This is a genomic window from Tessaracoccus sp. OS52 (assembly GCF_020687685.1).
Lineage (GTDB): Bacteria > Actinomycetota > Actinomycetes > Propionibacteriales > Propionibacteriaceae > Arachnia.
Window position 1 is genome coordinate 134516 of record NZ_JAJEWM010000005.1, and the last position, 26521, is coordinate 161036.

Annotated in this window: 21 protein-coding genes; 8 read left to right on the forward strand and 13 right to left on the reverse strand. The window is 69.6% G+C overall.

Annotation, left to right across the window (positions count from 1 at the left end; all coding sequences use genetic code 11):
• Nucleotides 1–14 precede the first annotated feature (14 nt).
• The 3 genes from LKO27_RS14130 (at nt 15) to LKO27_RS14140 (ending at nt 4888) form a co-directional block, all read left to right on the forward strand.
• Nucleotides 15–896, forward strand: coding sequence for a hypothetical protein (locus tag LKO27_RS14130; RefSeq protein WP_227738155.1), 882 nt, complete (start codon nt 15–17; stop codon nt 894–896).
• Nucleotides 893–3064 carry a glycosyltransferase gene (locus tag LKO27_RS14135; protein WP_227738156.1) on the forward strand — a complete coding sequence of 724 codons (2172 nt, stop codon included), beginning with the start codon at nt 893–895 and terminating at the stop codon, nt 3062–3064. Before LKO27_RS14130 ends, LKO27_RS14135 begins: the two co-directional genes overlap by 4 nt.
• Nucleotides 3065–3226: 162 nt before the next feature.
• Nucleotides 3227–4888, forward strand: a complete 1662-nt coding sequence (locus LKO27_RS14140) for a heparinase II/III family protein (protein ID WP_227738157.1) — start codon at nt 3227–3229, stop codon at nt 4886–4888.
• Nucleotides 4889–4893: 5 nt separating this feature from the next.
• Here the strand turns inward: LKO27_RS14140 and LKO27_RS14145 are convergent, their stop codons facing one another.
• The 6 genes from LKO27_RS14145 to LKO27_RS14170 form a co-directional block, all read right to left on the reverse strand.
• Entirely contained in the window at nt 4894–6996 is a 2103-nt protein-coding gene (locus LKO27_RS14145) for a glycosyltransferase (protein WP_227738158.1), read from the reverse strand.
• Complete coding sequence (locus LKO27_RS14150; protein ID WP_227738159.1) at nt 6993–7763, reverse strand: hypothetical protein; 771 nt, start codon at nt 7761–7763, stop codon at nt 6993–6995. The genes LKO27_RS14145 and LKO27_RS14150 overlap by 4 nt, the downstream gene beginning before the upstream one ends.
• On the reverse strand, nt 7760–8911 hold the full coding sequence (wecB, locus tag LKO27_RS14155) for a non-hydrolyzing UDP-N-acetylglucosamine 2-epimerase (RefSeq protein WP_227738160.1): 1152 nt from the start codon (nt 8909–8911) through the stop codon (nt 7760–7762). Before wecB ends, LKO27_RS14150 begins: the two co-directional genes overlap by 4 nt.
• A 67-nt stretch (nt 8912–8978) precedes the next feature.
• The gene (locus LKO27_RS15685; RefSeq protein ID WP_227738161.1) at nt 8979–10715 is read right to left on the reverse strand and encodes a glycosyltransferase family 61 protein; all 1737 of its coding nucleotides are present in this window, start codon (nt 10713–10715) and stop codon (nt 8979–8981) included.
• Nucleotides 10716–10836: 121 nt separating this feature from the next.
• The gene (locus LKO27_RS14165) at nt 10837–11496 is read right to left on the reverse strand and encodes an anti-sigma factor (RefSeq protein WP_227738162.1); all 660 of its coding nucleotides are present in this window, start codon (nt 11494–11496) and stop codon (nt 10837–10839) included.
• Nucleotides 11489–12055: an RNA polymerase sigma factor gene (locus tag LKO27_RS14170; RefSeq protein WP_227738163.1), complete on the reverse strand. Its 567-nt coding sequence runs from the start codon at nt 12053–12055 to the stop codon at nt 11489–11491. The genes LKO27_RS14165 and LKO27_RS14170 overlap by 8 nt, the downstream gene beginning before the upstream one ends.
• 109 nt (nt 12056–12164) lie before the next feature.
• On the opposite strand from LKO27_RS14170, the gene LKO27_RS14175 reads away from it, so the two are divergent.
• Nucleotides 12165–12773, forward strand: a complete 609-nt coding sequence (locus LKO27_RS14175) for a hypothetical protein (protein WP_227738164.1) — start codon at nt 12165–12167, stop codon at nt 12771–12773.
• Entirely contained in the window at nt 12770–13216 is a 447-nt protein-coding gene (locus LKO27_RS14180; RefSeq protein ID WP_227738165.1) for a DUF2231 domain-containing protein, read from the forward strand. Before LKO27_RS14175 ends, LKO27_RS14180 begins: the two co-directional genes overlap by 4 nt.
• Here the strand turns inward: LKO27_RS14180 and LKO27_RS14185 are convergent, their stop codons facing one another.
• Both LKO27_RS14185 and LKO27_RS14190 read right to left on the reverse strand, forming a co-directional pair.
• On the reverse strand, nt 13217–14008 hold the full coding sequence (locus LKO27_RS14185; protein WP_227738166.1) for an ABC transporter ATP-binding protein: 792 nt from the start codon (nt 14006–14008) through the stop codon (nt 13217–13219).
• Nucleotides 14009–14018: 10 nt separating this feature from the next.
• Nucleotides 14019–16385: an FtsX-like permease family protein gene (locus LKO27_RS14190; protein WP_227738167.1), complete on the reverse strand. Its 2367-nt coding sequence runs from the start codon at nt 16383–16385 to the stop codon at nt 14019–14021.
• Between the two features lie 154 nt (nt 16386–16539).
• Here LKO27_RS14190 and LKO27_RS14195 point away from each other — a divergent pair, with 154 nt between their 5' ends.
• Nucleotides 16540–18027 carry an FAD-dependent oxidoreductase gene (locus tag LKO27_RS14195; protein WP_227738168.1) on the forward strand — a complete coding sequence of 496 codons (1488 nt, stop codon included), beginning with the start codon at nt 16540–16542 and terminating at the stop codon, nt 18025–18027.
• Nucleotides 18028–18099: 72 nt separating this feature from the next.
• Here LKO27_RS14195 and LKO27_RS14200 read toward each other — a convergent pair whose 3' ends face one another.
• Entirely contained in the window at nt 18100–19104 is a 1005-nt protein-coding gene (locus LKO27_RS14200) for an aldo/keto reductase family protein (RefSeq protein WP_227738169.1), read from the reverse strand.
• Nucleotides 19105–19479: 375 nt separating this feature from the next.
• Here LKO27_RS14200 and LKO27_RS14205 point away from each other — a divergent pair, with 375 nt between their 5' ends.
• Nucleotides 19480–20034: a WhiB family transcriptional regulator gene (locus LKO27_RS14205; RefSeq protein ID WP_227738170.1), complete on the forward strand. Its 555-nt coding sequence runs from the start codon at nt 19480–19482 to the stop codon at nt 20032–20034.
• 74 nt (nt 20035–20108) lie between these two features.
• Here the strand turns inward: LKO27_RS14205 and LKO27_RS14210 are convergent, their stop codons facing one another.
• Both LKO27_RS14210 and serS read right to left on the reverse strand, forming a co-directional pair.
• The gene (locus LKO27_RS14210; RefSeq protein WP_227738171.1) at nt 20109–20888 is read right to left on the reverse strand and encodes an HAD family hydrolase; all 780 of its coding nucleotides are present in this window, start codon (nt 20886–20888) and stop codon (nt 20109–20111) included.
• An 82-nt stretch (nt 20889–20970) separates the two neighbouring features.
• Complete coding sequence (gene serS, locus LKO27_RS14215) at nt 20971–22242, reverse strand: serine--tRNA ligase (protein ID WP_227738172.1); 1272 nt, start codon at nt 22240–22242, stop codon at nt 20971–20973.
• A gap of 33 nt (nt 22243–22275) precedes the next feature.
• On the opposite strand from serS, the gene LKO27_RS14220 reads away from it, so the two are divergent.
• Nucleotides 22276–23814, forward strand: coding sequence for a diacylglycerol kinase family protein (locus LKO27_RS14220; protein WP_227738173.1), 1539 nt, complete (start codon nt 22276–22278; stop codon nt 23812–23814).
• 12 nt (nt 23815–23826) lie between these two features.
• On the opposite strand, the gene LKO27_RS14225 is transcribed toward LKO27_RS14220, so the two are convergent.
• Both LKO27_RS14225 and pheA read right to left on the reverse strand, forming a co-directional pair.
• The gene (locus LKO27_RS14225; RefSeq protein ID WP_227738174.1) at nt 23827–25179 is read right to left on the reverse strand and encodes a Na+/H+ antiporter family protein; all 1353 of its coding nucleotides are present in this window, start codon (nt 25177–25179) and stop codon (nt 23827–23829) included.
• Between the two features lie 376 nt (nt 25180–25555).
• Nucleotides 25556–26476 carry a prephenate dehydratase gene (gene pheA, locus LKO27_RS14230; protein WP_227738175.1) on the reverse strand — a complete coding sequence of 307 codons (921 nt, stop codon included), beginning with the start codon at nt 26474–26476 and terminating at the stop codon, nt 25556–25558.
• Between the last annotated feature and the right edge of the window lie 45 nt (nt 26477–26521).

The window sequence follows — 26521 nt, forward strand, 5'->3', positions numbered from 1 at the left end:
GAAGAGCCGAACCGGTGAGAAAGCTCTCGAAGGTCATGGTCGCCACGATCATGCTGATCGCATTGGCTGTGGCACTCGCCGCCGTCCAGCTCATGCTGCTGGCCATGCCGTTGGCAGCCGCGGCGGTGGTGGCACTGGGCGGGGCCATCGCGGTCATGGCGTTCAAGGTGCACGTCTCCAGCGCCACCAGCCGCAGCGTCGAGCGCCGGGTCAAGCTGCTCACGACGGCGCGCAGCGTCCCGTCGGCCGCGCCAGTCGTCAACCCGCCTGCCCCCGTCGGGTCAGCCACCCCCGCTCCCCCGCCGGCGCCCACCCGCACCACGGCAGAGAAGCTGCGCACCGTCGGCACTTACACCCCGCAGAAGGTGGCGGCCGAGAGCACTGCGGGCAGGGTTGCGGCGAGCGTCACCCCCGACCCAGACGCCCCCTACCGCCTGTTCGCCGCCACCCACGGCATGGGGAACCCCGACACCTCGGCAGTGTCCCGCCGCGTTCTCGCGCTCGTCGGGTCGGACCGCCTCGCGGCAGTCCTCGCGGACGCCGGCGACGTGCACCGGCTCCATCCTGGAGTCAGCGCCGCGGAGATCGAACACGCCCAGCCGTCCGCGCTGATCATCGAGGAGGACGCCCTCAACTCCGGCCCATGGGTCGGGGCCGTGGATCCGCACGGTTCGAAGCTGCTGCTGGAACTGCGCGTGGCAATGGCCTGGATGCGGCGCAACTCCGGCTCGATCTTCGTGATTCCCGCCACCGGCGCCCAAGGTCTCGCCGCCACGGCCATGCGTGCCGACACCATCACGATCGACAGGGAGTTCATCGCTTCCCTCTCCCCGGAGGACCCACCCTCGCTGTACCGGACGCTGGCGCAGTATGCGGCTGGAGGCACGCCCGCATGAAGCGCCACGTCGTCCTCTACGGAGACGTCAACCTCAACATCATCGACGGCTCGGCCACCTGGCTGATCTCCCTCGCCGAGACCCTCACCCTCACCGACTCCGTCGTCCACGTCGTCCTGAAGGCCCAGGTCACCACCGACCGGCTCCTCACGCGCCTGGTGGACCACCCCGGCATCGTCATCCACGAAGCCGTCCCCAGCGGCGGGATGGCGGCCATGTCCCACGCCGACGCCGTGAAGCGGCTGGAGGATGTGGTCACCGGGGTCGAGGCCTCCGTCCTGATCGTGCGTGGCCTGCAGATGGCAGCCGCGGCGGGGGCATCGGAGGTGCTCTCCCCGCGGTTGTGGAGCTACGTCACCGACTTCAAGTTCCCGGCCACCCTGATGCCCCCCGGCCAGTTGCCCAAGCTGCGGGAGGTGGCGGCCAGGTCCAGGCGATTCTTCGTGCAGACGGAGGAGACCCGCGCCTACATCGAGTCCGTCGTCCCGGAAGCCGCGGGCAAGTGCCTGCTGATGACGCCCACCGTGCCCGACGACTACTTCGCGCCGATCGACGAAACACCGGTCGGGGACAGACTGGAGCTGGTCTATTCCGGCAAGCTGCACCCTGACTGGCGCACGCTGGAAATGACCCAACTGCCGGCCCTCCTCGCGGAGGCCGGCCAGCTGGCTCACCTGACCATCCTGGGCGACAAGGTGCAATCAGCGGACCCGGAGTGGATCACAGCCATGCGCGCTGCCCTCGAGGACCCACCGCCCGACGTGACCTGGGCCGGCGGGCTCCCCCGGGAAGAGGCGTTGCGCACGGTGGCGGCCCACGACGTCGGCGTGAGCTGGCGCTCCCCGGCCCTGGACTCCAGCCTGGAGATCTCCACCAAGATGCTGGAGTACGCCGCCGCCGGGACGCCGCCGCTGGTCAACCGGACTCCGGCGCACGAGGAACTGTTCGGCGCCGACTACCCCCTGTTCACCGACGGCGACCTCGCCTCGGTGGTGGCGACGCTGGTGGCGGCTAGGACGCGTCTGCCGGAACTCCGCGCCGCTGCGCAGGAGGCTGTCCGGCCCTACTCCAGCAGCGCCACCGCACGTCGGCTGGAGGGCTACTTCCGGCGCACCGAACCCGACTACGAGGCACACCGCCTGGGCGCGAAGGTGTTGCGGGTGGTGCTGGCGGGACACGATCTCAAGTTCGCCGGGGAACTCGTCGAGTTGCTGCATGTGCGTCCCGACGTGGACCTGCGGATCGACCAGTGGAGCAGCCTGCGGGACCACGACGAGGCCCTCTCGGAGGAACTCCTGGGTTGGGCCGACGTCGTCATCTGCGAGTGGGCAGGGCCATGCGCGGTCTGGTACTCGGAGCGCAAGCGCCCAGGCCAACGGCTGCTGGTGAGACTGCACCGATTCGAGCTGACGGCACCGTGGCTCGGGGACCTGAGGATCGAGAACGTCGACTCGCTGATCACGGTGTCGAAGTACTACCACCGCCTGGTGCTGGAGACCACCGGCTGGCCCTCCTCGAAGGTCCACCACATCGACAACGCGCTCGACGCAACAGATCTGGCACGGCCGAAGCGGCCGGGGGCACGGTACGCACTCGGGCTCGTGGGCATCGTTCCCTTCCTGAAAAGGCCCGACCGCGCCCTCGACCTGCTGGAGTCCCTGCTGGTCCGCGACGACCGTTTCCGGCTGCACATCAAGGGACGGCTGCCGTGGGAGTATCCGTGGATCTGGCGCAAGCCCGAGGAGCGGGAGGCCTACCTCCATTTCTTCGACAGGATCGGGAGCATTCCAGGCCTGTCCGAGCACGTCGTCTTCGAACCCTTCGGCCCGGACATGGCCAACTGGCTCCGCGGCATCGGATGGCTGCTGTCTCCCTCCACCCACGAGAGCTTCCACCTTGCACCCGCGGAGGGTATGGCCTCCGGGGCGCTGCCGGTGTTCTGGAACCGGGACGGCGTCGAGGAGATCTTCGGACCGCAGTTCCGGCACGACAGCGTTGCGGAGATGGCAGACTTCGTGCTCGCCCACGTCTCGGACGAGGCGCTGTGGGACGAAGCCCGGGAACGGGCTTCCCGGACGGCGGCGGACTTCGACCTGGGGGTCGTGAACGTCCAGTGGCTGGATCACATCTTCGCTGACAGGACTGCGCCCGAACCGGCCGGTCCCTAGACTCACGTCCGGGAGTCGATCTCGCGGCCGACTAGCGAAAACAGGAGAGAAGTCATCAACGACCAGCCCACTGAGTACTCGGTCGAGCCCTCGCGCTCCGAGGACGTTCCTGGTTACCAGCGGCCCCCCGCGGTCCAGGTCGCGTTCCACCTCGACCGACTCATGGCGGACCGCTACCAGGAACCCGGCCTGGACGAGCACTCGATCGACGAGACCTCCCGGTGGGACTTCTACTCGGGCCAACCCACGCCGGAGTTCCGCCTCCACAACCTCAACCATCTGCGCGTGCTCACCGAGAGCTACCGCAGCACAGGAGACTCCTCCCAGGCCCGGCAGGCCGACGTGCTGGCCCACCGCTGGCTCCGGGTCCGCGGCACCCCCGACGACTCCCCCGCCTGGCACGGCCACCCGGTGGCGCTCCGCACCGCCACACTGGCCTACCTCTACGCGGCCGGCTTCAGCCCTGATGCACGGATGCGCGAGGCGCTTCAGTTGCACGCGGAGTTCCTGGCGGATCCGAACAACTACGAGGGTGCGTGGAACCACGGCCTCGACCAGGACATCGCTCTCCTGCAGGCAGGTCGGGCGCTCGGTGATGCGGAGGTGTGCCAGGTTGCTGCCGACCGGGTTGAGGAGGCGGCGCCCGCCCTCGTCGACGGGCAGGGGGTCGTGGCCGAGCAGGCCACCACGTATGCGCTCTACATCTATCAGCGCCTGGGAGTGGTGAGCGAGGAGCTGAAACGCGCTGGCCTGCCGATCACGCCGGCGCTGCGCCGTCGCGACCAGATACCGGCATTCCTGTCGTGGGCCACCAGGCCAGACCGCGTGATGGTGCCGGTCGGCGACTCGCGCTTCGCGCAGCTGCCCAGCCTCGCAGGGACCGAGTTCGAGTTCCCGGCGACAGGCGGCGAGACCGGGACGCCTCCGCCCGCCCGGTCCATGTTCTACGACGACGGCTGGGGCTTCATCCGTTCCGGTTGGGGCGAGGCGAGACCCTACCCCGATGAGTCCCACCTCACGGTGCGCTACGGGACGTTCAGGCGGATCCACGGCCACCGCGACCACACGTCCGTCCTCTGGTACACCGGTGGACGGCCCGTCCTGGATGACCCGGGCTTCACCGGCTACGGCGACAAGGCCATCCGGCAGTACGAACTGGCCGAGACCTCCCATTCGATGGTGACCGTCGAGGGCGCCGGCGGCTACTGCTGGGACAAGGGCACCGAGCTGCTGCACCAGTCGCGGTTCACACTCGACGATGACCACGAGGTCCATCTGCTCCACCTGGGCGGCTACGCCTACCCCGACGTGATGCGGACCCGCTCCATCCTGCACATCCCGGCCCTGGATGTGCTGGTCGTGCGCGACGCGATAACCGCTCCGAAGCCGGTCACCGTCAACCAGACCTGGCAGTTCGGCGCCAGCTTCAGCTCCTCGGAGCTCTCACCTGATGGTCAGACGGCGCGGCTGACGGACCCGGCTGGCAGCGCCGTGCTCACCCAGTTGCTGCCCGTCAATGCCGTGGAGGACCGGTTCGGGCGTACCGAGCCGCAGGCGGGCTGGGTGGCCGTCGGCGAGGGCCGACGCGCCCCGGCCCACAGCCTCCGCTTCAGCCGACGGGGAGCGCAGGTCGCGTTCCTGACGGCGATCACCACCCGGGACGATCTGGCTGTGGACCTCGCTTCCGAAGGCGCCATTCGGGTGCGTCTGGCTTCGGTCTCACCGGAACCGCTGGTGGTGGTGAGGTTCGACCCTGCCACCGGTTTCCTCCCCACGGCGCGCCGGCCCCGAGCGACGACCCGCTGGGACCACCGGGAGGACTGAGTGGCTCAGTGCCCAGCTTCGCGAGGAACCCCGTGGGCCGCGGCGCCTGCAATCACATCGAGAGTGGCCCTGATGGCCTCGACGTCGGCGGCGGGTGACACGTACTCGAAGCTGAGTTCCGACATCGGGGAGTCGCGGTCCACCAGTGCCCAGATCGGCCGGCCAGAGCCCCGGTAGTCGCTCAGCTTCGACGGGAGGTACGGGTTGACGCTCATGGCCTCGCCGATCACGACGTCTGTGACCAGCAGCACGTCCAGCCTGGTGGTCAGGTTGAGGAACTCGAAGTACGGCAGGTAGCCGCGGACGGTGACCTGGTCCCTCGACGGCCGGCCGGCCAGTTCAGCGGTGATGCCCGCCACGTCGCTGGTGAACACATGGAGGTGGACGGCTGTCCTGTCCTCCGGCGCCTGGCTGTCCAGGGCATCGAGAACTGCCCCCATTCCCCTGTTGGGGTAGAGGTTGCCGAAGTATCCGATGTTGGTGACCCCATGCGGCAACTCGATGTCACAGGGGTGCGCCGTGTAAGCCTCCGGAGGCGGTTCGGGGTGCGGACGGACGGTGGACCTGGCCATCACCCGGGAGGTGATTGAGTCGTCGTCCCAGCGCTCCAGCATCACCCGTTGCTGCCGGGTGTTGGTGAAGATCAGCTCGTCGGCCAGCGCCATGGTGGCCGCCTCCACCAGCGCGAAGGTGCCGGGCAGCTCCAGGTGACCGAGTCCACGGGCTGCGAGAGCGGCCCTGAGCTCCCGCGTGACCTCGTCGTCGACGATGGGTGAGCGCCGCTCGCCGCCGCGGGTGCTGAACCGCAGCGGGTCGGAGAACTCGGCTGACCAGACCACGGGCCAGTGGCGCAGCTTGAACAGGGCTGCGGCGGCGTGTGAAGGGGCCCAGAGCGCGCGCGAGTAGACGCGTCGATAGGGTCGCTGGCGGTGGCGGCGCTCCGCTGTGAGGAAGGCGTCGAGCGCGTACGCCGACAGCGCGGCGCCGCTGTAGAAGTCCACGGGGAGTTTCAGTTCGAGGTGTTCGTTGAGCACGTCCTGCGTGAGTTCCGCCAGCTGCGGGTCCAGATCACGGACGAGGGACATGTCGTTGGAGATCACGTCGACGCTGCGCCCACGCCCGGCAAGGACCTTGGCGGCCACGATGGCGCTGGTGTCGGCGGCGGGAACGAAGGCGTAACAGAACGCGACGTCGTCGGCCGGTCCCGGGGAGAACACCCCTTCCGGGAAGCGCTGGATCCCGGAGGCGGCCACGGCGGCCCGGGCCCGCCTGCGGTCCTCCGGATGCGCCTCCAGCCACACCCTGACCGACTGCGCCTGCGAGCGCATCAGATGGAGGCGGGCAACGTCTCCCCGGCCACCGAGCGGCAGGTCAAGGGCGTCGAGTCTCTGGATGCACGCCAGCCGCTGGGTCACGCGGAAGTCGTAGGACTCCTCCTGCCTGGAGACCGAGCCTGCCCGCAGCACCCGGACGTAGTGCGCGTCGGGAGCGAAGACGAAGGCGACCTCCAGGTCCTCGGTGAGGTATCCGGCGAAGTAGACCAAGTCCTCACCGCTGCGAAGGTCGACGTCGAACCGGTGCCGCAGCGCCACCTCCCGTGGGACGAACTTGCACGCGTTGAAGGCGAGCGGCCAGGCTTGCGCGCCGATGGGATGCACCTGCCCGGCGGCTGCCTCCGTGAACCGTCCGTACCGGCTCTGGACGAGTTCACCGGACTCACTCACCTGGTCGATGAGCGGAAGCACCACCATGCGGCCCTGGGCGACGTTGGCCAGTCCGAGCCGCACGAACTCAGGTTGGAGCCAGTCGTCGTCGTCCAGGAAAGTGACGAACTCTCCACCTGCGTGCGCGACGCCGACGTTGCGGGCATTGCCGGCGCCCGCCTCGTCGATGAAGGTTGCCCTGACCCGCAGGCGCGGATGATCGACGCGGACCCGGTCCAGCGCCTCCGCGTACCCATCGGCGGGACCGTTGACCACCACCACTGCCTCGTATCGGTCCGGGTCCGCGGTCTGGGCGGCCAGCGACCCCAGCGCCGCCTCGAGCCTCCCGGGCCCCCGGTACGTCGGGATCACGATCGACAGTTCAGAGGTGTACCCACTGCTCATCGGCGCCACTTCCTTCGCCAAGCCCAGTACTTCAGGGTCGCGCCGCCCAGCAGGGAGTTCGAAAGGCTGGCGTAGCGCTTGCGGGCGGTGGCCAGCTCAGCGGCGAGCGCGGCCTCGCGACTCCTCAACTGCTCCATTTCGGCGGCGAGGGCACCAGCCCGCTCCGCCGACGCCGTGACCGCGGCCTCCGGTTCGCGCACCCTGCCCCCGTCCTGGTCCATCGGCTCGGCCGGCGCCGAGGGCGCGCTCACGATCCGGTCCCGGACGGTGAGGACCGAAGGTTCCAGACCGTTGCGCAGCCCCGTCAGGAGGGGCGTGAGAGGTAGATCACCTGCATCCCGCCGCCTGAATCCGGTGACGGACCGGCCGCGACGCCGGGAGACGGCGTCCACGGCGAGGGCGACGGGGAGATCCGCCTCGGCGAGTGTCTCCACCACCACCAGCGAGTGCTGGGCCGCGACGATGACCAGGCGGTCGAAACCACGGCCGAGGGAACCGTCGAACGCGGCCGTCGCCGCTTCGAGCCAGACCTCGGGGCGGGTGTCGAGGACTGTGAGCACTGCCGGGGTTCCGGCGTCCGTGCTCACCTGCGAGATGGCGTCAAGGACACTGTGGGCACCCTCGAGCCAGTGCTGGCCGAACAGTTCCCGGTGGTGTGCATCAGCCACCGCCACCGAGCCACCGACAGCGACCACGGTCGCCGGTTCGGGAGCACACGCCAGGCCAACGGCGTCCGCGTCACCCGTGGCCCGCTCGTCGGCGTTCATTGTTCCTGCGTGCCGAAGTCGGGCAGCCGTTGTCCGACCCCCAGCAGTTCCGCGATGGCGGCGACGCTGCGCTCGGCGGCATGACCGTCCCCATAGGGGTTGACCGCGTGGCTCATTCGCGCGTATGCCTCCCGGTCATCGATCAGTTCCGCCGTCGCGGCGACGATCCGGTCCTTGTCGGTGCCCACCAGCCGGACCGTCCCCGCCACCACAGCCTCGGGGCGCTCGGTGTTGTCGCGCAGCACCAGCACCGGCTTGCCGAAGCTGGGAGCCTCCTCCTGCACACCGCCGGAGTCGGTCAGGATGATGTCTGCCCACTTCTGGGCATGGACGAACTGGGGGTAGTCGAGCGGCTCGACGACGGCCACGTTCTCGATGTCGGCGACCAAGGGGACGATGGCGGCCCGGACCAGCGGGTTCTTGTGTGCCGGGAACACGAACAGGTACTCGGGGAAGCGGCGGGCCAGCTCGGCGACGGCCAGTCCGATGTGGGCCATCGGCTCCCCCCAGTTCTCCCTGCGGTGCGTGGTCAGCAGGACCATCCGGCGCCCGGCGGCGGCCTCCGCTGCAAGGCGGGGATCGCTGAACTCGACGTCGTGCGCGGCGGTCCACTCCAGGGCATCGATCACGGTGTTGCCCACCACGGCGATGATCCCCGGGTCGATGGCCTCGCGAAGCAGGTTGTCCCGTGACGTCGTCGTCGGAGCCAGGTGCAGCGACGTGACCTGGCCGGCCAGCTTGCGGTTGGCCTCTTCGGGGAAGGGAGACATGATGTCACCCGACCGGAGGCCGGCCTCCAGGTGCACCACCGGGATCTGGTTGTAGAAGCAGGCGATGGCCGCGATGGCAACGGTGGTGGTGTCACCCTGCACGACCACGGCGTCCGGGTGGTACTCCTCCCAGACCTTGGGGAGGCCGTCGAGGATGCGGGAGGCCAGCTCCGTCAGGGACTGACCGTCCTTGAACACCTTCAGGTCGAGGTCCGGCTCGATCCCGAACCACTCGTTGACCTGGTCCATCATCTCGCGGTGCTGCCCGGTGCTCACCACGACCGGCGTGAGCACCTCCGACGCCTCAAGGGCCTTGATCAGCGGCGCCATCTTCACGGCCTCGGGGCGGGTGCCGTAGATGACCATAACCTGCTTCATGCGTGCCTCCTGTTGCCCTCGGTGGGCATCAGCCTACTGGCTGGGCCACCGCTTCCAGCGGAGGAGTTCAAGCTGCCGCCGTGGGCCGGTGTGCCCACTCCAGCACCTCCCGCAGACGCTCGGGGGCGACGGTGAAGTTGGAGCCGATGTCGTCGGGATCCTGCGTCGCCCAGCCCTGGAGTCCGCGGTACCGGCCGCGCTTGTGGCACACGAGGTCGTAGAAGAAGTCGTGCTTCATGCCCTGCGTGGCAAGCGCCACCACGGTGACACCCTCCGGGGAGAAGGCCAGGTTGGACAGCGCGGCGCCCATGTTGCCTGCGACGAAGGACGCCCCCTTGAAGAGAGACACCTGGCCCGCGAAGTCCAGCTCCTCGGGGTGCACCACCTCGTAGCCGAACTCGTGGAGCACCGGGAGCAACTCCTCCTCGTTCTCCAGCCTGCGTCGGTGGTACTTGTTGCGGGAGACGTAGATCCGGTCCCGCTTGCCCTCCGGCAGCTCGCGGCCCAGCTCCGCCAGCCACGCGAACGCGCGGGGGGCCTTTCGCGTCGGATGCACCGAGACGGTGCCCAGCACCGTCAGTTCGCGGAACAGCCGGGGGCGATTGTCCATGAACACCAGCTGGTCCTCCCGGAAGCCCGCCATCGCGAGGGTCTCGCGAACCACCTTCAGCATCCCGCCGCGACGGATGTTGAGCACGAGCCGCACCTTTTGCGGATCATGCAGGCCTGCGATGGCCGCGACCTTCGGCAGCGCGTCCAGCAGCCAGTGGCCGTAGTTGGCGTCCCACACCTGTTTGAGCAGCACCAGTGGCCGCTCCCGGTCTGCGGGGATGACCTCGTCGGGTTCGAAGACCAACCCGTTGGACCAGGCCCGGCCTCCCGCGAACTTCAGCATGGACTCGAAGGCGGGCAGGTTCTGGGCGCAGTTCAGGGTCTCGGACAGGATGTGACCCTCCGGCGTGATCGCGACCCCTCCCCCCACCACCCGGACGTCGCTGCGCACGGCGCTCGCCATCGGAGGCATCAGCACCGGTGAATCAACCTGAAGCCGCCTAAAGGCAGCCTCCACCTCACGAGACGCGTCCACGGCCACCGCCGGGATCCGAAGGTAGCGGCCGGGCTCAAGGACCACCGCGTCAGGCGCGAGGTCGGCGACGGAGCGTCGGGTGTAGCGCCCGCCGACGTCGCTGCGCTTCCTGACCACCGTCGAGTTTCCCGGCGTCTCGGCAGAGGCGACCGTCTGCCGGCAGTACGCGTCGAACGCGTCCTTCGGCGCAGCGTCACCCTCCGGGAACAGGCCCTGGATGAGGACGGTCAGTCCGGCGCCCCAGGGTTCGGGCTGGTCGCCGTCGGTTCCCGGTTCTGCGCCGACGTCGCTGCCGTCTGCCACGTACAGCCCGCCCGGCGCGAGCGCCGGGAACAGCGATCTGAACGTGAGGACCGGATCCGGGGTCCCACGATCAAGCACGAGGTGGGGGGAGAACTCCGCTGCGAGGTCGTCGAGGAAGGCCTGCTCAGCCGACGACCCGGTCCTGATGATGATCCGCTCGGACACTCTCCCGGTCGGGTCGGCGTCGCTCCTCACCCGGACCACGGTCGCATTGGGCAGGTGCTCGGCCCACACCTCGGACTCGCCCGGTCCTCCGGCAAGCACCAGCACCGTCAGGTGGTCCTCGGAGATCGACTCGAGCATGGCGTCCAGCAGTGTCGAAGGGTCTGCCTCGGGCGTCGTCTCGTCGGCGCTCCGCCCGCCACGGACTTCGGCCGGGTTCAGCGCGCGCCCGCTCGTAGGTTCAGCCTCCACGTCCATTCCTCCAACCGCCGGCTCGCGGGCGAATCTACCGCGAGCCGCAAGTGTGGCGCATGAGGGTTGGCAGTCGGACCCGCAAGCACCGCTCTTCAGGCCGGGAGCGCCAAGGGGGCCTTCAGAACTCGGCGCGGGCCCACGTCGTGGCGTCGTCCACCCGCAGCTCCACGGAAACCGGCCGCTCGTCGGGGACCGGCACAACCCACACGCCCGACCCACCAGACCCGTACGGGCCCTGCGCCAGCTCCCAGGAACCGCCCGAGGTGCGGCTCCCGTCGTCGGCGACGAGAATGCAGTCGTAGGCAACGCCGGCCCGACCCGCGGTGATGCTCAGCAGGAGGAACTCCTCGTCGTCGACGCTGGCGAGCGCAGCGGTCCCGACGACGTCGCCGCCCTCGGTGGTCAGCACGCTGCTGGCCAGGGTCTCTGCGTCCGGGGGCTGCGCTCCGAGGTAGGCGAGCGTGCCGCCGATCCCGGCGACCAGCCCCAGCACCACCGCCGCGGCCGCCGCGAGCAGCGGCACCCACGCCCGGGGGCGCTGCCGGAGGCGGGGGGCGACGTCGGGGCTGGCCAGCACCCGGCCCTCGAAGCCCGCCGGTGGAGCGACGGCAGGCGCGGCGACGAGGGCTTCGCGCATCGCCTCGTCGAGTTCGGTGTAGCGGGCCTGGCAGTCCGGGCAGTCCGCCAGGTGGGCATTGAACCGGTCGCGGGTCTGCGCATCACCCGAGCCCAGGGCGACGTCGAGGAGCTCGTCCTCATCAAGGTGCCGGTCAGTCATGCTCGCTCTCCATCGCCTGCCGCAACCGCAACAGCCCGGTGCGGATCCTCGTCTTGGCGGTCCCCAGGGGGATGCCCTCGTGCTCGGCCACCTCCGCGGCCGTCCGGCCGCCAATCACGGCCAGCACCACCGCCCGCGCCTGGTCGGCCGGCAGTGCCCGGAGGCGGGCGACGGCGGCCAGGGTCTCCACGCCCGCCGCCGCATCCGGTGGCCCCTCCAGGGTCCGGGCCAGCAGCAACTCGAGGTCGGCGGACTCCGTCGGCACGCTCCGGCGCGCCCGCAGGGCATCGATGCCGAGGTTGCGGGTGATCGTGAGGAGCCAGCCGAGCACCGAGCCGCGCCGCGGGTCGAAGGTGGAGGCCGCCCGCCACGCCCGCAGGAACGCTTCCTGTGCGATGTCCTCGGCCAGCGCGCGGTCGTGGGTGATGGAGACCGCCAGCCCGAAGACCCTGGCCTGGAACCGGCGCACGAAGGCGACGGCGGCCGCCTCGTCGTCGACCGCCATCCCGGCCACGAGCGCGGCGTCACCGGCGCGATCGGTCAGCGGGAACAGGTTCACAACCCTTGACACGGGCGAGGCGGCCCGAAGGATTGCGCGCCGACGCAATCCTTTGGCGTCCTGGGGCCGTACCAAGGGAGAGGAACCTTTCTCAACACAGGAGGAAACCATGGTGTCACTCGCACGCTTGATCCACCCGGCCGCGGCGATCTTCGCCGCCGTCGTCCTCGCCAGCTGCTCCGGCGCCGGCCCCATCGAGGCGGACACGACCCCCGCCACCACGGAGGCCACGACGGCGGCACCCGCCACCTCCGAGCCCGAGACCTCCGAGCCCGAGACCTCCGAGCCCGAGACCTCCGAGTCGGAGTCGACCGACGAAGCCAGCACTCCGGAGTCCTCGGAGTCAGCCACGGCGCCGAGCGACGGGGCGCTCGCACTGAAGCTGGCCGACTCCGACCTCGGCGAGATTCTCGTCGACGGCAACGGCCTGACGCTCTACCTGTTCACCAAGGACACCCAGAACGCCGACGCCAGCGTCTGCGAGGGGCAGTGCCTGGTCAACTGGCCACCGCTGATCGGCGTCCCGACGGAGGGCGAGGGCGTCGACGACTCCAAGCTGGGCTCCTTCACCAAGCCCGACGGCACGGTGCAGGCCACGTACAACGGCTGGCCGCTCTACTACTGGATCGGTGACACCGAGCCCGGCCAGACCACTGGCCAGGGCGTCCAGGGCGTCTGGTACGTGCTGGATCGCGACGGCGACGCCGTCACGGGGTGAGTGCGGTGGACATCCTGGGCCTGCCGCTGCACCCGCTGGTGGTGCACGCCGCTGTCATCCTGGTTCCGCTCGCGGCGGCGGGTGCGCTGCTGCTGGTGTTCGTGCGGCCGGCCCGTGATCGCTACGGGTGGCTGACCGCTGGATTCGCCATCGCTGCCGGATTGGCCGCGATCGGTGCACGCGTCTCGGGGGAGGCGTTCCTGGCCTCGATGGGCGGCGGCAGCCCCGCCGCCCAGGCGCACCAGGCCTGGGGGACGTGGGTCCCGGTCCCGGCGGTCGCGCTCGCCGTCGCGCTGCCGGCCCTCATCTGGCTGGACCGGCGACCCGACGCCAGCCGGCCGCTTTGGCTGGCGCTGGCTGTGGTCGTCGCCGCCGCAGCGCTCGCGGGCCTCGTGCTGGTCCTGCTGGCCGGGCACTCCGGCGCCACCGCGGTCTGGGGTTGATCAGGCGGCGAGCTGGGGAAGCCAGCGCGTCAGTTCGAGGTGGCGCTGCGCCAGGTCCTGCTGGTCGTAGCGGCCCTGCTGGCGGTCGGCGACGATCGCACCGTCGAGCATATAGAGCACCCGGCTGGACCGGGCCGCCACCTGCACGTCGTGGGTGACCAACATGATCGTGGTGCCCTCGGCGTTCAGTTCGCCCAGGATGTCCATCACCTCGGCCGCGGCGTGGCTGTCCAGCGCTCCGGTTGGCTCGTCGCCCAGCAGGGCGACTGGGTCGTTGATCAGGGCGCGGCAGATGCCGACCCGCTGCAGTTGCCCGCCGGAGGCCTCCGTTACGTCGCGGTGGGCGAGGTGGGCGACGCCGGTCCGCTCCATGAGGGCCAGGGCACGCTCGTTGATCTCCGAGCGGGACCGCAGCCCCGCGGCATAGGCCGGAAGCACGACGTTGTCCAGCAGCGAGAGGTTCCTAAGCAGGTGCACCTGCTGGAACACGAATCCGATGGTGGTCAGCCGCAGCCTGGCCAGCTGGAGCTCATCAAGGCCCGCCAGTTCCTGGCCTGCCACGAACGCGGAGCCCGACGTCATTGCGTCCATGCCGCTCATCGTGTGCAGCAGGGTGGACTTGCCCGAGCCGGATGGGCCCATCACGGTGAGGAACTCGCCCCGATGGACGCGGAGGTCCACGCCGTGCAGCACCTCGTGCCCGGCGTAGGACTTTGTCAGCCCGCGGGCCTCGAGCAGCGCCCACGCGTCGTCGGGTCCGGTGGGCCTGGTGGAATCAATGGTGGCGGTCATGGTGTCTTCCTCATTCGATGGTGAGTGTGGAGATGGTCTGGGCGTTGCCCCGGTGCAGTGCTCCGGAGGCGGCCAGCGCGACGGCGGTCAGCAGGACCAGCGGGAGCGCCAGCATCGTGAGCAGCGGGTTGACGTCGAAGGCGATCCGGCTGGTGCCCTGCCCCAGCGTCTCCAGGCCACCGAACATGGCCTCGAACATGAGGTTGAACACCCCCTCCCCGACGGTGTTGGCCGCCACGGCCCCGACGACGACGCCGAGGAGCAGGACCAGCAGGATGCGGGTCAGATACTGCGTCCGGATGCCGGCCTCGCCGGTTCCGAGGGCGCGCTGGACGGCGATCGGGGCAGCGTCGCGTGCCAGCAGCATCCGCGTGAACAGCGCGGTCATGACCACCGCCAGGAGGACGGCCGCGACGGCGGCGACCGCGGCCGCGCCGCCCAGTTGCCCCGCGATCGGGCCCAGGGTCTGGGAGCGCCACTGCGCGATGTCGGCGACGGTGGCGGGTGCGAGCTCGGAGGAGAGCTGGGAGGCCTTGGCGGCCACGTCCGCACCGGCGGCCAGGTCCACCCCGACCACGTACCACATGACCTCCTCGCCGACGGTGTCAAGCATGCCCTTGGCCGTCCGGCCACCGTTGGTGATGTCCTGGTAGCTGCCGACGACCAACAGCTCGCGCCACTGCCCCCCGGTCTCGATCGGGAGCTTGTCTCCCACTTGCAGCCCCGCCTGGTTGAGCGCCAGCAGGGACAGGGCGATCTCCCAGTCCGTCGCGGGCGCGCGGCCGTCGGCGTAGGTGACCGGCAGCGCGGCGTGGTCGCCGTTCTCGACGTAGAGGCTGGCCTCGTTGCCGTCCTTGTCGACGGTGGCTTGCCGGGTGGTCACCATGGGGGCGATCGCCGCCACCTGCGGGTCGGACCTCAGTTGGGCGACGGCGGCGTCGAAGGCCGGGGCGGTTTCGCCGCCGCTCTGGCGCAGGTCGATGCGCAGGTCGACCGGTCCGGTGCCCATGTAACGGATGAAGTCGGGCGCGTTGGCGGTGGCGGCCGAACTGATGGGGACGACCATGATGAAGGTGCTGACGGCAAAGACGCCGACGAGCAGCAGGTAGGTGGGCAGGCGGCCCGCCACGTCCATCGCACCGAGGGTGAAGTTCAGCGGCAGCCGGGATCGGTGCAGGCGCGGGCGGAACCAGCCAGGGACCGGCCTGCCCGCCGGGCCGGACCCGAGGGCCTCGACCGCGCTGATGCGGTCGAATCGCCGCAGCAGCACCGCCACGAAGCCGACCAGGATGGCGAACACGGCCACCGCCGCCAGCGCCGGCGCGGCCCAGTCCCAGACGCTCGGCACCGAGCCCATGTAGCGGGTGATGCTGCTGGTCAGCACGGGAATCAGCAGCCGGCCGACCAGCAACCCGAGGAGGGTCGCCAAGCCGGCAAGCACGGCATACTTCACCAGGTAGGTGCTCTTGGTCTCGCCGGCGGGCACGCCGATCGCCTTGAGCACCCCGATCTCGCGCCGGTCCTGCTCGGCGGCGGTCAGGAACGCGAACCGCAGGCACAGCATGCCGACGCCGAGCAGCAGGACCGAGACCAGGATCACCACGGCGGCCACCAGGCCGTCGCCGATCATCGTGAACAGGCGGAACGTGGCCGCGTCCACCATCTGCCCGGCCTTGGGAAGGTCCGAATCCAGGTAGGCCTTCTCGAAAGCCGCGGTCTGGGTCGCCGGGTCCTTGAGCCAGAACTCGATCAGGTACTCCCGCGACCCGGTGTGGGCCGCCACCTCCGCGAGGTCCGACGGCGCGACCGCGAGGCGCTTGGAACTGGCGACGGCGGGGTTCATGATGGCATCCCGCGCGAAGCCCGCGACGACGAACTCCTTGCGGAAACCGTCGGCCGCGGTGACTACCACCTGGTCTCCGACGACCAGGCCCGTCTCGACGTCGTAGTAGACGGGCAGCACGATGGACCCCGGTGCGACCTCCGTGATCGCTCGGTTGTCGAGGTCGAGGAGGACATCGTGGGAGGGGTTCGGGACCACCAGCGAGTTCTGCTGGATGTTGGCGGTCTGGGCCGTGCCGTCGAAGAGCAGGTTCGCGCCGTCGATGCCCAGCATGAGCATCGCCTGGTGGTGTTCGACGTCGTCGCGGCCCACCACCCACTGGTCGACGGGCGCGGCCTCGTAGTCCCCGGCATGCAGTTGCGCGACGTGGGGCGCCTTCGCCTGTTCCATCAGGTTGTCCGAGGCACCGACCAGCCGGACCAGCGTGCCGGCGCTCGCCGTAGCCAGCAGCACCGACAGCATCATGAGGACCACCAGCAGGACCGTGACGCCACGGTTGCGGACGAAGTCCTTGGCGATCATACGGGCGTACACAGCGGCTCCTTGCGCGGAACCGGGCCACTCGTTGGTCCGGATTCCCTGAGTCCCGAATCTATGGACGTGATGCGGCCATGGCCATCGGGTCCAGACCTGAACCGACCCGGAGCTGTTCCCTGAGAAGGGGACCCTGCCCGGGTTAGGATCTGTCATGGAATCCCTGTGGCATGCGACCCATCCGCTGGAACCCTCCCCCGACGTGCTGGAGCCGGGCGCGCGATATGACACCGTCGTCGCCGGCGCGGGACTCACCGGACTCAGCGCCGCCGTCCTCCTCGCCCGCGCCGGGCACACCGTCGCCGTCCTCGAGGCCCGCCGGATCGGCGCGGTCACCACGGGTGGGACCACCGGCAAGCTGTCGGTGCTGCAGGGCACCGTGCTGAGCCAGATCCGCCGCTTCCACTCCGACGACGTGCTGCGGGCCTACGTCGAGGGCAACCTTGAGGGCGCGGCCTGGCTGCGTCGCTTCCTGGCCGAACAGGGGCAGGAACTCCAGCCGCGCCCGGCCTTCACCTATGCCACGACGCCCGAGGGCGCCAAGGAGCTCCGTGCCGAACTCGAGGCGGCCAAGGTGGGCGGGCTGGATGCCCACTGGACCGACCAGACCGAACTGCCTTTCGACGTGACCGGCGCCATCGTCGTGCAGGATCAGGCACAGCTGCACCCAATGCCGGTGCTCCAGGCCCTGGTGGCCGAGTTGCGGTCACACGGGGGCGTGGTCATCGAGGGTGTCCGGGTCAAGGACGCGGAGTCCAAGTCCCCGATGCGGATCCGGACCTCGCAGGGCGACGTCCACGCCGACCGCCTGATCCTCGCCACCGGCACTCCAATCCTCGACCGCGGCGGCTACTTCGCCAAGCTCGTCCCGCAGCGCTCCTACATCGTGTCCTTCCGCGTCCCCGGCGACGCACCCTCGATCCCGCAGGGCATGTACCTGGGAATCGACGGCGAGGGCCGCAGCCTGCGCAGCGCGGCCGTGGCCGACGGCGAGTTGCTCCTGGTGGGCGGCAACGGCCACGTGACCGCACGCACCGACTCCGAGCGCGCGGCCGTCGAGGACCTGGCGTCCTGGACCGGCATGCACTACCCGGGCGCCGAACGCACCCACGCGTGGTCGGCTCAGGACTACCGCACCCTGAACCGGGTGCCCTTCGTCGGCGAACTGCCCCGGGGCGGCGGCGCGATCTGGCTTGCTACCGGCTACAACAAGTGGGGCCTGTCGAACGCCGTCGCGGCTGCGCTTTCGCTCTCCGGCCAGATCCTGGGCGGACACATGGAATGGGCCCAGACGCTGGGCACGCGCCTCACCAAGCCGGCGGGCATCGTCGAGGCCGTCACAACCAACGCCGAGGTCGCGGCCACCCTGGCCGGTGACTGGGCCAGGACCGTGCTGCACAAGCCGGAGCCCCCGGCCGAGGGGGAGGGCAGCGTCGGGCGTGAGGGGACGACGGTGGTGGCTCAGTCCACCGTCGACGGTGTCACCTGCCGGGTCTCCGGGGTGTGCACCCACCTGGGTGGCGTGCTGCGCTGGAACGACGCCGAGCGCAGCTGGGACTGCCCCCTCCACGGCTCCCGCTTCGCAGCCGACGGCAAGCTGCTCGAGGGGCCAGCCGTGGACGACCTGTCCCACATCGACTGAGCCCCTCCGGTTCCAGGAGCCACACCCGTTGCCTCCTGCGACACCCGCTTCCCTGAGCTTGCCGAAAGGCCCTCAGACCAGCCGGTGCTTGGGCGCCTCGGTCTTGCCGGGGTCACGCTCGACGAGGTCACCCAGCACCTCGTCGATCCTCGCCAGGATGTCCGCCTCCAGCTTGAGCCCGCTCACCTCGGCACTCGGCGCGATCTGCTCCGGCCTGGAGGCTCCGATGATGGCCGTGGCGACGTTGTCCTCTGACAGCACCCACGCCACCGCGAGCTGCGCCATCGTGATGCCAAGGTCGTCGGCGATGGGACGCAGGCCCTGCACGGCCGTGAGGACGTCGTCGCGCATCCACCGCGAGATCATGCTCTGGCCGCCCTTGGCGTCGGTGGCCCGGCTCCCCTCCGGCACCGGCTGTCCCGGCAGGTACTTGCCCGTCAGGACGCCCTGCGCCACCGGCGACCACACCACCTGCGAGATCCCGAGTTCCCGCGACGCCGGCACCACCTCGTCCTCGATCACCCGCCACAGCATGGAGTACTGCGGCTGGTTGCTGACGAGCTGGAAGCCAAGCTCAGCCGCAAGGGCGTGCCCGGCACGAAGCTGCTCGGCGTTCCACTCGCTCACCCCGATGTAGAGCGCCTTGCCCTGGCGAACGACGTCGGCGAAGGCCTGCATCGTCTCCTCGAGCGGGGTCTCGACGTCGTAGCGGTGCGCCTGGTAGACGTCGACGTAGTCGGTCTGCAGCCGCCGGAGCGAGCCGTTGATGCTGTCGCGGATGTGCTTGCGGGACAACCCCGTGTCGTTCGGGCCCTTGGGGCCGGTGGGGAAGTAGACCTTGGTCATGATCTCCAGCGACTCTCGACGCTGACCCTTCAGGGCGTCGCCGAGCACGACCTCGGCCGCCGTGTTGGCGTAGACGTCCGCGGTGTCGAAGGTGGTGATGCCGGCATCCAGTGCCGCGCGGACGCACGCGTGGGCGCGCTCGTTCTCCACCTGCGAGGCGTGGGTGAGCCAGTTGCCGTAGGTGACCGCGCTGATCTTGAATCCGGAGTTCCCGAGCTTGCGATATTCCATTTGTCCCGTCCTTTTCGTCGTACTCGCCGAATCTACAGTTCTCCTCCGACAATGCGCCCCGACCCCTGCCCTGAGTACCTACTCAGGCGAAAGTGAACGAGACGGTCCACTGCGGGGTGACGAAGTCGCACGTTTGACTAGGCGCGACACCGGGAGGGTGAACATGGGGTTAACGGCTACTCATGGTCCCCCACCACCCAGTTCAGAGTTGACTGAGTATCGCTACCTAATTAGGTGAGTACACGGTACCCATTCAAGTCGGGTAGTTGCCCCCACGATTTCGACTGCCATTGTCGTCGGCGTTCCGCCAGAGTGAATAGCGACAGTCAATCAGGCCCCCGGTGGACAAGCACGGGGGATGGAAGGGAGCCTCAAGTGACAGTCATCCAGGACTCGCAGGTCACGCCGTGCGTCGAGTACACCAACGTCTACCTCCACCCGCTGCTGGACGAGACCCAGAGCGTCAACAACCAGACGCACCGCCGGGAGCAGGCCATGCTGCGGACCCAGGCAGAGAAGATGTGCGCCGAGTGCCCGATGTTCGCGCAGTGCCTCACCAACGCTGTCACCAAGTTCGACGTGAGCGGTTTCGTCGCCGGCACCACCCGTCGCCAGCGCCAGGAGATCCGCGCCCGGCTCGGGGTCAGCCTTGAGGACGACGACTTCGACTCCTACGCGGGCGTCTCCTCGGGCCGCCAGTTCGACCGTGCCGAGATCCACCGCCTCCGCACTGCCAACCCGAACGAACCGCTCAGCGCCATCGCCGCGCGCGTCGGCTGCTCGGTCTCCACGGTCAAGCGCCACCTGCGCCGCATCGAGCGTGAGGGCCTGCCGTCGGACTTCAAGAAGTCCCGCACCGTGACCGCGGAAGAGGTCATGGAAGTGGCGCAGGACGTCATTCGCGGACACCGTCGCAGCGCCGCCGCCTGACACACACAGACCCCCGTAGAACGACAGACCCCCGAGCCGGATTGGCTCGGGGGTCCGTTTCGTTCGCGGGGTCTTCAGAACCAGCGGCGCAGTTCCGTGAGCGCGCCATTGGACTCGAAGGTGCCGGTGACATGGTCAGCGGCCGCCCGCACGTCGTCGACGGCGTCGCCCATGGCCACGCCTCGCCCGGCCCAGGTGAGCATCTCGATGTCGTTGCGCCCGTCCCCGATGGCCAGCACGTCGGCCGGCAGGAGTCCCAGGTCGTCGACGACGCGCTGCAGCCCGTGGGCCTTGTCGATCCCCTCCGGGGCGATGTCCAGCCAGGCCGACCAGCCGATGAAGTAGGAGACCTCATGCAGCCCGAGGTCGCCGACCTGCTCCAGGAAGTCCTCGTCGGTGCTGTCCGGATCCCTGATCACGATCCGGGACACGGGGCGCGACGCCAGTTCCTCCAGCGGCTCGACCACCACCTCGCCCTGGAGTTCGCCGTCGGGAAAGGCCCGGCTGACGCGCCAGTGCAGCCCGTCCTGGACGGCGATCCGCGCCTGGGGGACGCGCTCGACGACCTTGGCCAGCGTCGGCGCCGGGTCGAAGCGCTCCTCGAAGACCACTTCGAGCGGCGGGTTGCGCACCACCATCGCGCCGTTCGAGACGACCGCCCAGCCTGGGGGCAGGGCCAGGTGCCCGAAGATCGGCTCGGTGGACACCCAGGAACGACCCGTGGTCAGCACGACGGGGGTCCCGCCGGCCGCGATGTCACGCACGGTGTCGCGGAGGTCGTCGGGCATCCTGCCGTAACCGTCGACCAGGGTGCCGTCGATGTCGAGGGCCACCAGTTTGGGATGGAAACTCATCGGATCCTTTGCTTCAAAACTTGCTGCCAAACTGGCACAGCCTGGTGAACAGCTGGTTGCCGCAGCCCGAACAGGAGGTTCATCACTGGGCGGAGAGGACTTCCCGACCACCCAGGTAAGGGCGCAGCGCCGGCGGGACGTGGATGGAGCCGTCAGCCTGCTGGTGGTTCTCGAGCAGCATGATGATCATCCGGGTCATCGCGCAGAGCGTGCCGTTGAGGGTGGCGACGGGCTCGGTGCCGTTCTCGCCGCGGTAGCGGATGGACAGGCGGCGCGCCTGGAACTGCGTGCAGTTCGAGGTGGAGGTGATCTCGCGGTAGCGCTGCTGGGTGGGCAGCCAGGCGTAGCAGTCGAACTTGCGGGCGGCCGACAGACCAAGGTCACCGGAGGCGACATCGAGCACCTGGAACGGGATCTCCAGGGAGGTGATGAAGTCCTTCTCGTAGCCGAGCAGCTTCTCATGCCAGTCCTCGGCATCTTCGGGGCGGCAGTGGACGAACATCTCGACCTTGTCGAACCAGTGGACCCGGAAGATGCCGCGGGTGTCCTTGCCGTAGGAGCCGGCCTCGCGACGGAAGCAGGGACTGAAGGCGGCGTACCGGCGTGGGAGGGAGTCCGCCTCGAGGATCTCGTCGGAGTGGTAAGCCGCCAGCGCCACCTCCGAGGTTCCGACGAGGTACAGGTCGTCGTCGGGGAGGTGGTAGACGTCCTGGGCGGCCTGCCCGAGGAAGCCGGTCCCCTCCATGGCCGACGGCTTCACCAGCGCCGGCGGGATCATCGCGGTGAAACCCCACTCGGCGGCCTTGGTCATGGCCAGGTTCAGCAGGGCGAGCTCCAGCTGGGCTCCGATCCCGGTCAGGACGTAGAAGCGGGAGCCGGAGATCTTGGCGCCGCGCTCCATGTCGATGGCACCCAGGAGCTCGCCAAGTTCAAGGTGGTCCCTGGGCTCGAAGCCCTCCGCCGCGAAGTCGCGGGGCGTGCCGATGGTCTCGAGCACGACGCCGTCGTCCTCACCGCCGCGGGGGACGCCGTCGCCGACGATGTTGCCGACCTGCAGGATGAGCTCGTCGAAGCGTGCCCCGGCCTCGGCCGAAGCCGCCTGCGCCGCCTTCACCTCCGTCGCCAGCTGCTTGGTGCGCGCCAGGAGGGCGGCCTTCTCCTCGCCCTGCGCCTTCGCCACCGACTTGCCGAGGTCCTTCTGCTCGGCCCGGAGCGACTCGTAGGCGGCGATGCCGGAGCGGCGGGCCTCGTCGGCGGCCACGAGTTCGTCGACGATCTCGACGGACTCACCGCGCGCTTCCTGGGAGCGCCGGACGAGGTCGGGGTGCGTGCGAAGCCACTTCGGGTCGATCATGCGGCTTAGCCTACTCAGTGCGAGAATCGGGCAATGACCAACTGGCAGCGTGCTCGCTTCACCGTGTTCTCGGCGGTCGCCTTCGCCGTCGCGTTCACAGTCTGGAGCCTGCTGCTCCCGGCCCTCGACGGCGTCGACGGGCTGTGGCGGCTATCTCCCCCACCCGAGCAGCACTGGCTGGGACAGATCGGCTCCGCGATCGCGATCGTGTCGCTGCCGGTGGTGATCTACGTGGTGCTGCTGGGGCTGGCGCTGTGGGCGAGCCGTCGGCAGCTGACGTCGCTGGCGGGGGCGCTGGTCATGGCCGTAGCGCTCTCCTTCGGCGCCTCGACGCTGGCCACCGAACTGTTCGCGCGCGAGCGGCCCGGGTCCGCGTGGGACTACCTGATCACCCAACAGGGCTACGCCTACCCAGCGGCCCACACCGTCGCGGCCACGGCCGGCGGGATCATGGTGGTGGTCCTGGTCACCGTGTCGAGGCGCAGCCGGTTCTCGATCCTGGTGGCGCGCGTGCTGGGGCCGGCCGTGGTGGCCGTCGTCGCCGTCGATCGCGTGTTGATGGGAGCCAGCCGAATCAGCGACGTCATCGGCGGCATCCTGCTGGGCGGGCTCACCGCCACCCTCGCCAGCCTGATCTGCGGCGTCCACGTGCCGAGGACCGCGAAGGAGGACGGCAAGGGCCGGCGCGCGATCATCGTGTACAACCCCACGAAGGTGCTGGACCAGACCGTCTTCAAGGATCTCGTGGAGCGCCGGCTCGTGGAGCGCGGCTGGGACGCGCCGGTGTGGCTGTCCACCACGGCCGACGACCCGGGACGCGCGATGGCCCGCACCGCGCTGCGTGCCGAACCCGACCTGATCATGGTGGCCGGCGGCGACGGCACCGTGCGGGTGGTCTGCGGTGCGCTGGCCGAGACCGACGGCACCCTGGCGATCCTGCCGTCGGGCACGGGAAACCTGCTCGCGGGGAACATGGGGATCCCGACGGACCTTGACCGAGCGCTCGACGTCGCACTCGATGGGCGCACGGGGCAGATCGACGTGCTGCACGTCTCCACCCCCGGCCGGCCCGACGACCACGCCGTCGTGATGTGCGGCGTCGGCGTCGACGCGGCCATCCTCAACGACACCGACGAGGACCTCAAGCGCCAGATCGGCGTCGCGGCCTACGTCGCGGCCGCCCTGAACCACGTGAAGGTGCGGCCGGTGCGCACGGTCGTCCGGATCGACGACCGCGAGCCGATCGAGTCGGACGCCTCACTGACCATGGTGTGCAACGTCAGCGACCTCCAGGCCGGCCTGACCCTGATGCCGGAGGCGAGCGCCAACGACGGGATCCTCGACGTCCTCGTCGCGTCCCCCAGCAATCGGGTGGAGCTGACCGCGATGGCCTCGGCAGTGCTGGCGCAGACCTCGACCCCGGACACGCTGCGGCGCGAGACGGGCCGGACGGTGCGGATCGAACTCGCCGACGAGCAGCTCTACGAGCTCGACGGCGACGTGATCGGCAAGGCGTCGGAACTCGACTTCCGCGTCCTGGCCGGCGCGCTCAGCCTGCGGCTCCCCCGCTGACCTGCAGGTTCGTCACAGGACCATCGCCGCGATCCAGCCTGCAATGAGCAGCGGGATGTTGAAGTGCAGGAAGGTGGGGATGACGCTGCCGCGGATGTGGTCGTGCTGGCCGTCGGCGTTGAGTCCGGCCGTGGGACCGAGAGTGGAGTCCGACGCGGGTGAGCCTGCGTCGCCCAGCGCACCGGCGGTGCCGATCAGGCTGACCGTGGCCAGCGGCGAGAACCCGAGGGCCAGGCACAGGGGCGTGTAGATCGCGGTGATGATCGGCAACGTCGAGAACGAGCTGCCGATCCCCATCGTCACCACCAGCCCGACCAGCAGCATCGCCGTCGCCGCGAGGGCTCGGTTGGTGCCGAAGAGGTCCGAGCTGCGCTCCACCAGGGTGGCGATGTCGCCCGTCGCGTTCATGACGGACGCGAAACCCTGGGCGGTGATCATGACGAAGCCGATCATGGCCATCATGCGCATGCCGCCTGTGAAGACCCTGTCGGCCTCGCTCCAACCGACCACACCCGTCATCATGAACAGCGCCAGGCCGACCAGGGCGCCGACCAGGAGGGGGTCTGCCTCGGTCCCCAGCGCGGTCATCCAGGCCTGGATCACGAAGCAGGCGACGATAGCGACCAGCGCCACGACGATCCGGTATCTGGAGATCCGCTCCGGCCGGGAGGCATCGTCGTCCACCTCGACGGTGAGGTCGTAGTCGCGCGGCTTGCGGTAGGTGAACAAGACCGCCACCAGCAGCCCGGCGACCATCCCGAGTGCGGGGATGCCCATGGCCGCCATGACGTCGATACCGGCGGTGTCCAGGCCGGCGGACTCGATGTTGCCCAACAGGATGTCGTGCAGGAAGATCCGGCCGAACCCGATCGGCAGGTACATGTAGGTGGTCACCAGGCCGAAGGTGAGGACGCAGGCGATGAGGCGGCGGTCCAGGCGCAGACGGTTCAGGATCCCGAGCAACGGCGGGATCAGGAGGGGGATGAACGCGATGTGGACCGGGATGAGGTTCTGGCTGAGGATCGACATCAGCAGCACGCCCGCGATGATGCCCCACTTGGTCCACTCGACGGTGCGCTGGTCAGGGTTCTCCGGGTCGCCGAGGCGGCGGACCAGCCATTCGGCGAGCAGTCGCGGGAGGCCGGAGTGGGCCACCGCCATCGCGAACGCCCCGAGCAGGGCGTAGGAGAGGGCGATCTTGGCGCCCGCCCCCAAGCCGTCCTGGAAGGCGACCATGGTGCCGTCGAGACCCAGCCCCGCCACGAGTCCGCCGACGAGTGCGCCGATGAACAGCGCCAGCACGACGTGGACCCGCACGACGGCGAGCACGAGCATCACCAGTACGGCGATCAGGACAGAGTTCATTCGGCTTCCTAGGTTGGGCGACCCGTCATGCTACACGCGCAGCGGGAACCCCCGTAGGTCGAGTAGCGCTAGGGAGCGCCCCTCCCCCGCTGGTCGAGTAGCGGCTCGGGAGCGCCAGCGACCGAGGCGCGTGTCGAGACCCCCACCCCACTCCAACCGATCTCGACACACGCCCGCTCGTCCCTCACGGGCGCTACTCGATCAGCGGGAACCTCGCAGGTCGAGTAGCGGCTCGGGAGCGCCCCTTCCCCGCTGGTCGAGTAGCGGCTCGGGAGCGCCAGCGACCGAGGCGCGTGTCGAGACCCCCACCCCAACCGACGATCTCGACACACGCCCGTTCGTCCCTCACAGGCGCCACTCGATCAGGGGAACCCACCTACTCATCGACGTCGAGCGGCTCCTCCAGGTCGGCCAGCCAGCGCCCGGCCTCCTCAAAGTCCTTGTCCGCGAAACCACGGCGGATTTGGGGCTCGACGCCGTCGGCGCGCGGATAGCTGCCCAGGAACACGACCTCGCGGCAGATGCGGTGCAGACCCATGAGGGTCTCAGACATCCGCTTGTCGTGGAGGTGACCCTCGGCGTCGATGTTGAAGCAGTAGCTCCCCAGGAACGTCTTCGTCGGGCGCGACTCGATCCGGGACAGGTTCACACCCCGCCCGGCGAACTGCTCGAGGATCTCCAGCAGGGCGCCGGGGTGGTCCTCGCGCATGTACGCCACGAGGGTGGTCTTGTCCGCGCCGGTGCGCGCCGGGACGGGGCCGGGCTGAGCGACCAGGACGAAGCGCGTGACGGCGCCGGGATTGTCCTCGATGTTGTGGGCCAACTCCTCGAGACCGTAGAGCTCGCCGGCGACACGGGCGCAGACGGCCGCGTCGTGCCGGGAGTCGGGGTTCGAAACCTCCTGGGCAGCCCCGGCGGTGGACCCGGCCTCGACGATGTGTGCCTGCGGCACCATCATCGCGAGCCACTCGCGGCACTGCGCGGCGGCGTGCCCATGTGTGAGGACGCTGGTGACGTCGTCGAGGCTGGTGCCCGGCCGCACGTAGAGTCCGAACGCCACCGGGATCACGATCTCGGCGACGATCCGCAGCGGCGTCCCGATGCCGAGCTTGTCCAGGGTGGCGGTCACGCCGCCCTCGACCGAGTTCTCGATGGGCACCACGACCCCCTCGACCTGGCCGGCGCGCACGGCGTCGAGCGCCTCCGGGACGGTGGCGAACGGGATGGCCTCTTCGTCAGTGATCTTGAGCAACGCCTGATGGGTGAAGGTCCCCGCGGGGCCGAAGTATCCGAGCACGCCCCAACGGTATTGCATTGACGATGCGGGTCCTGGACCGCCGAT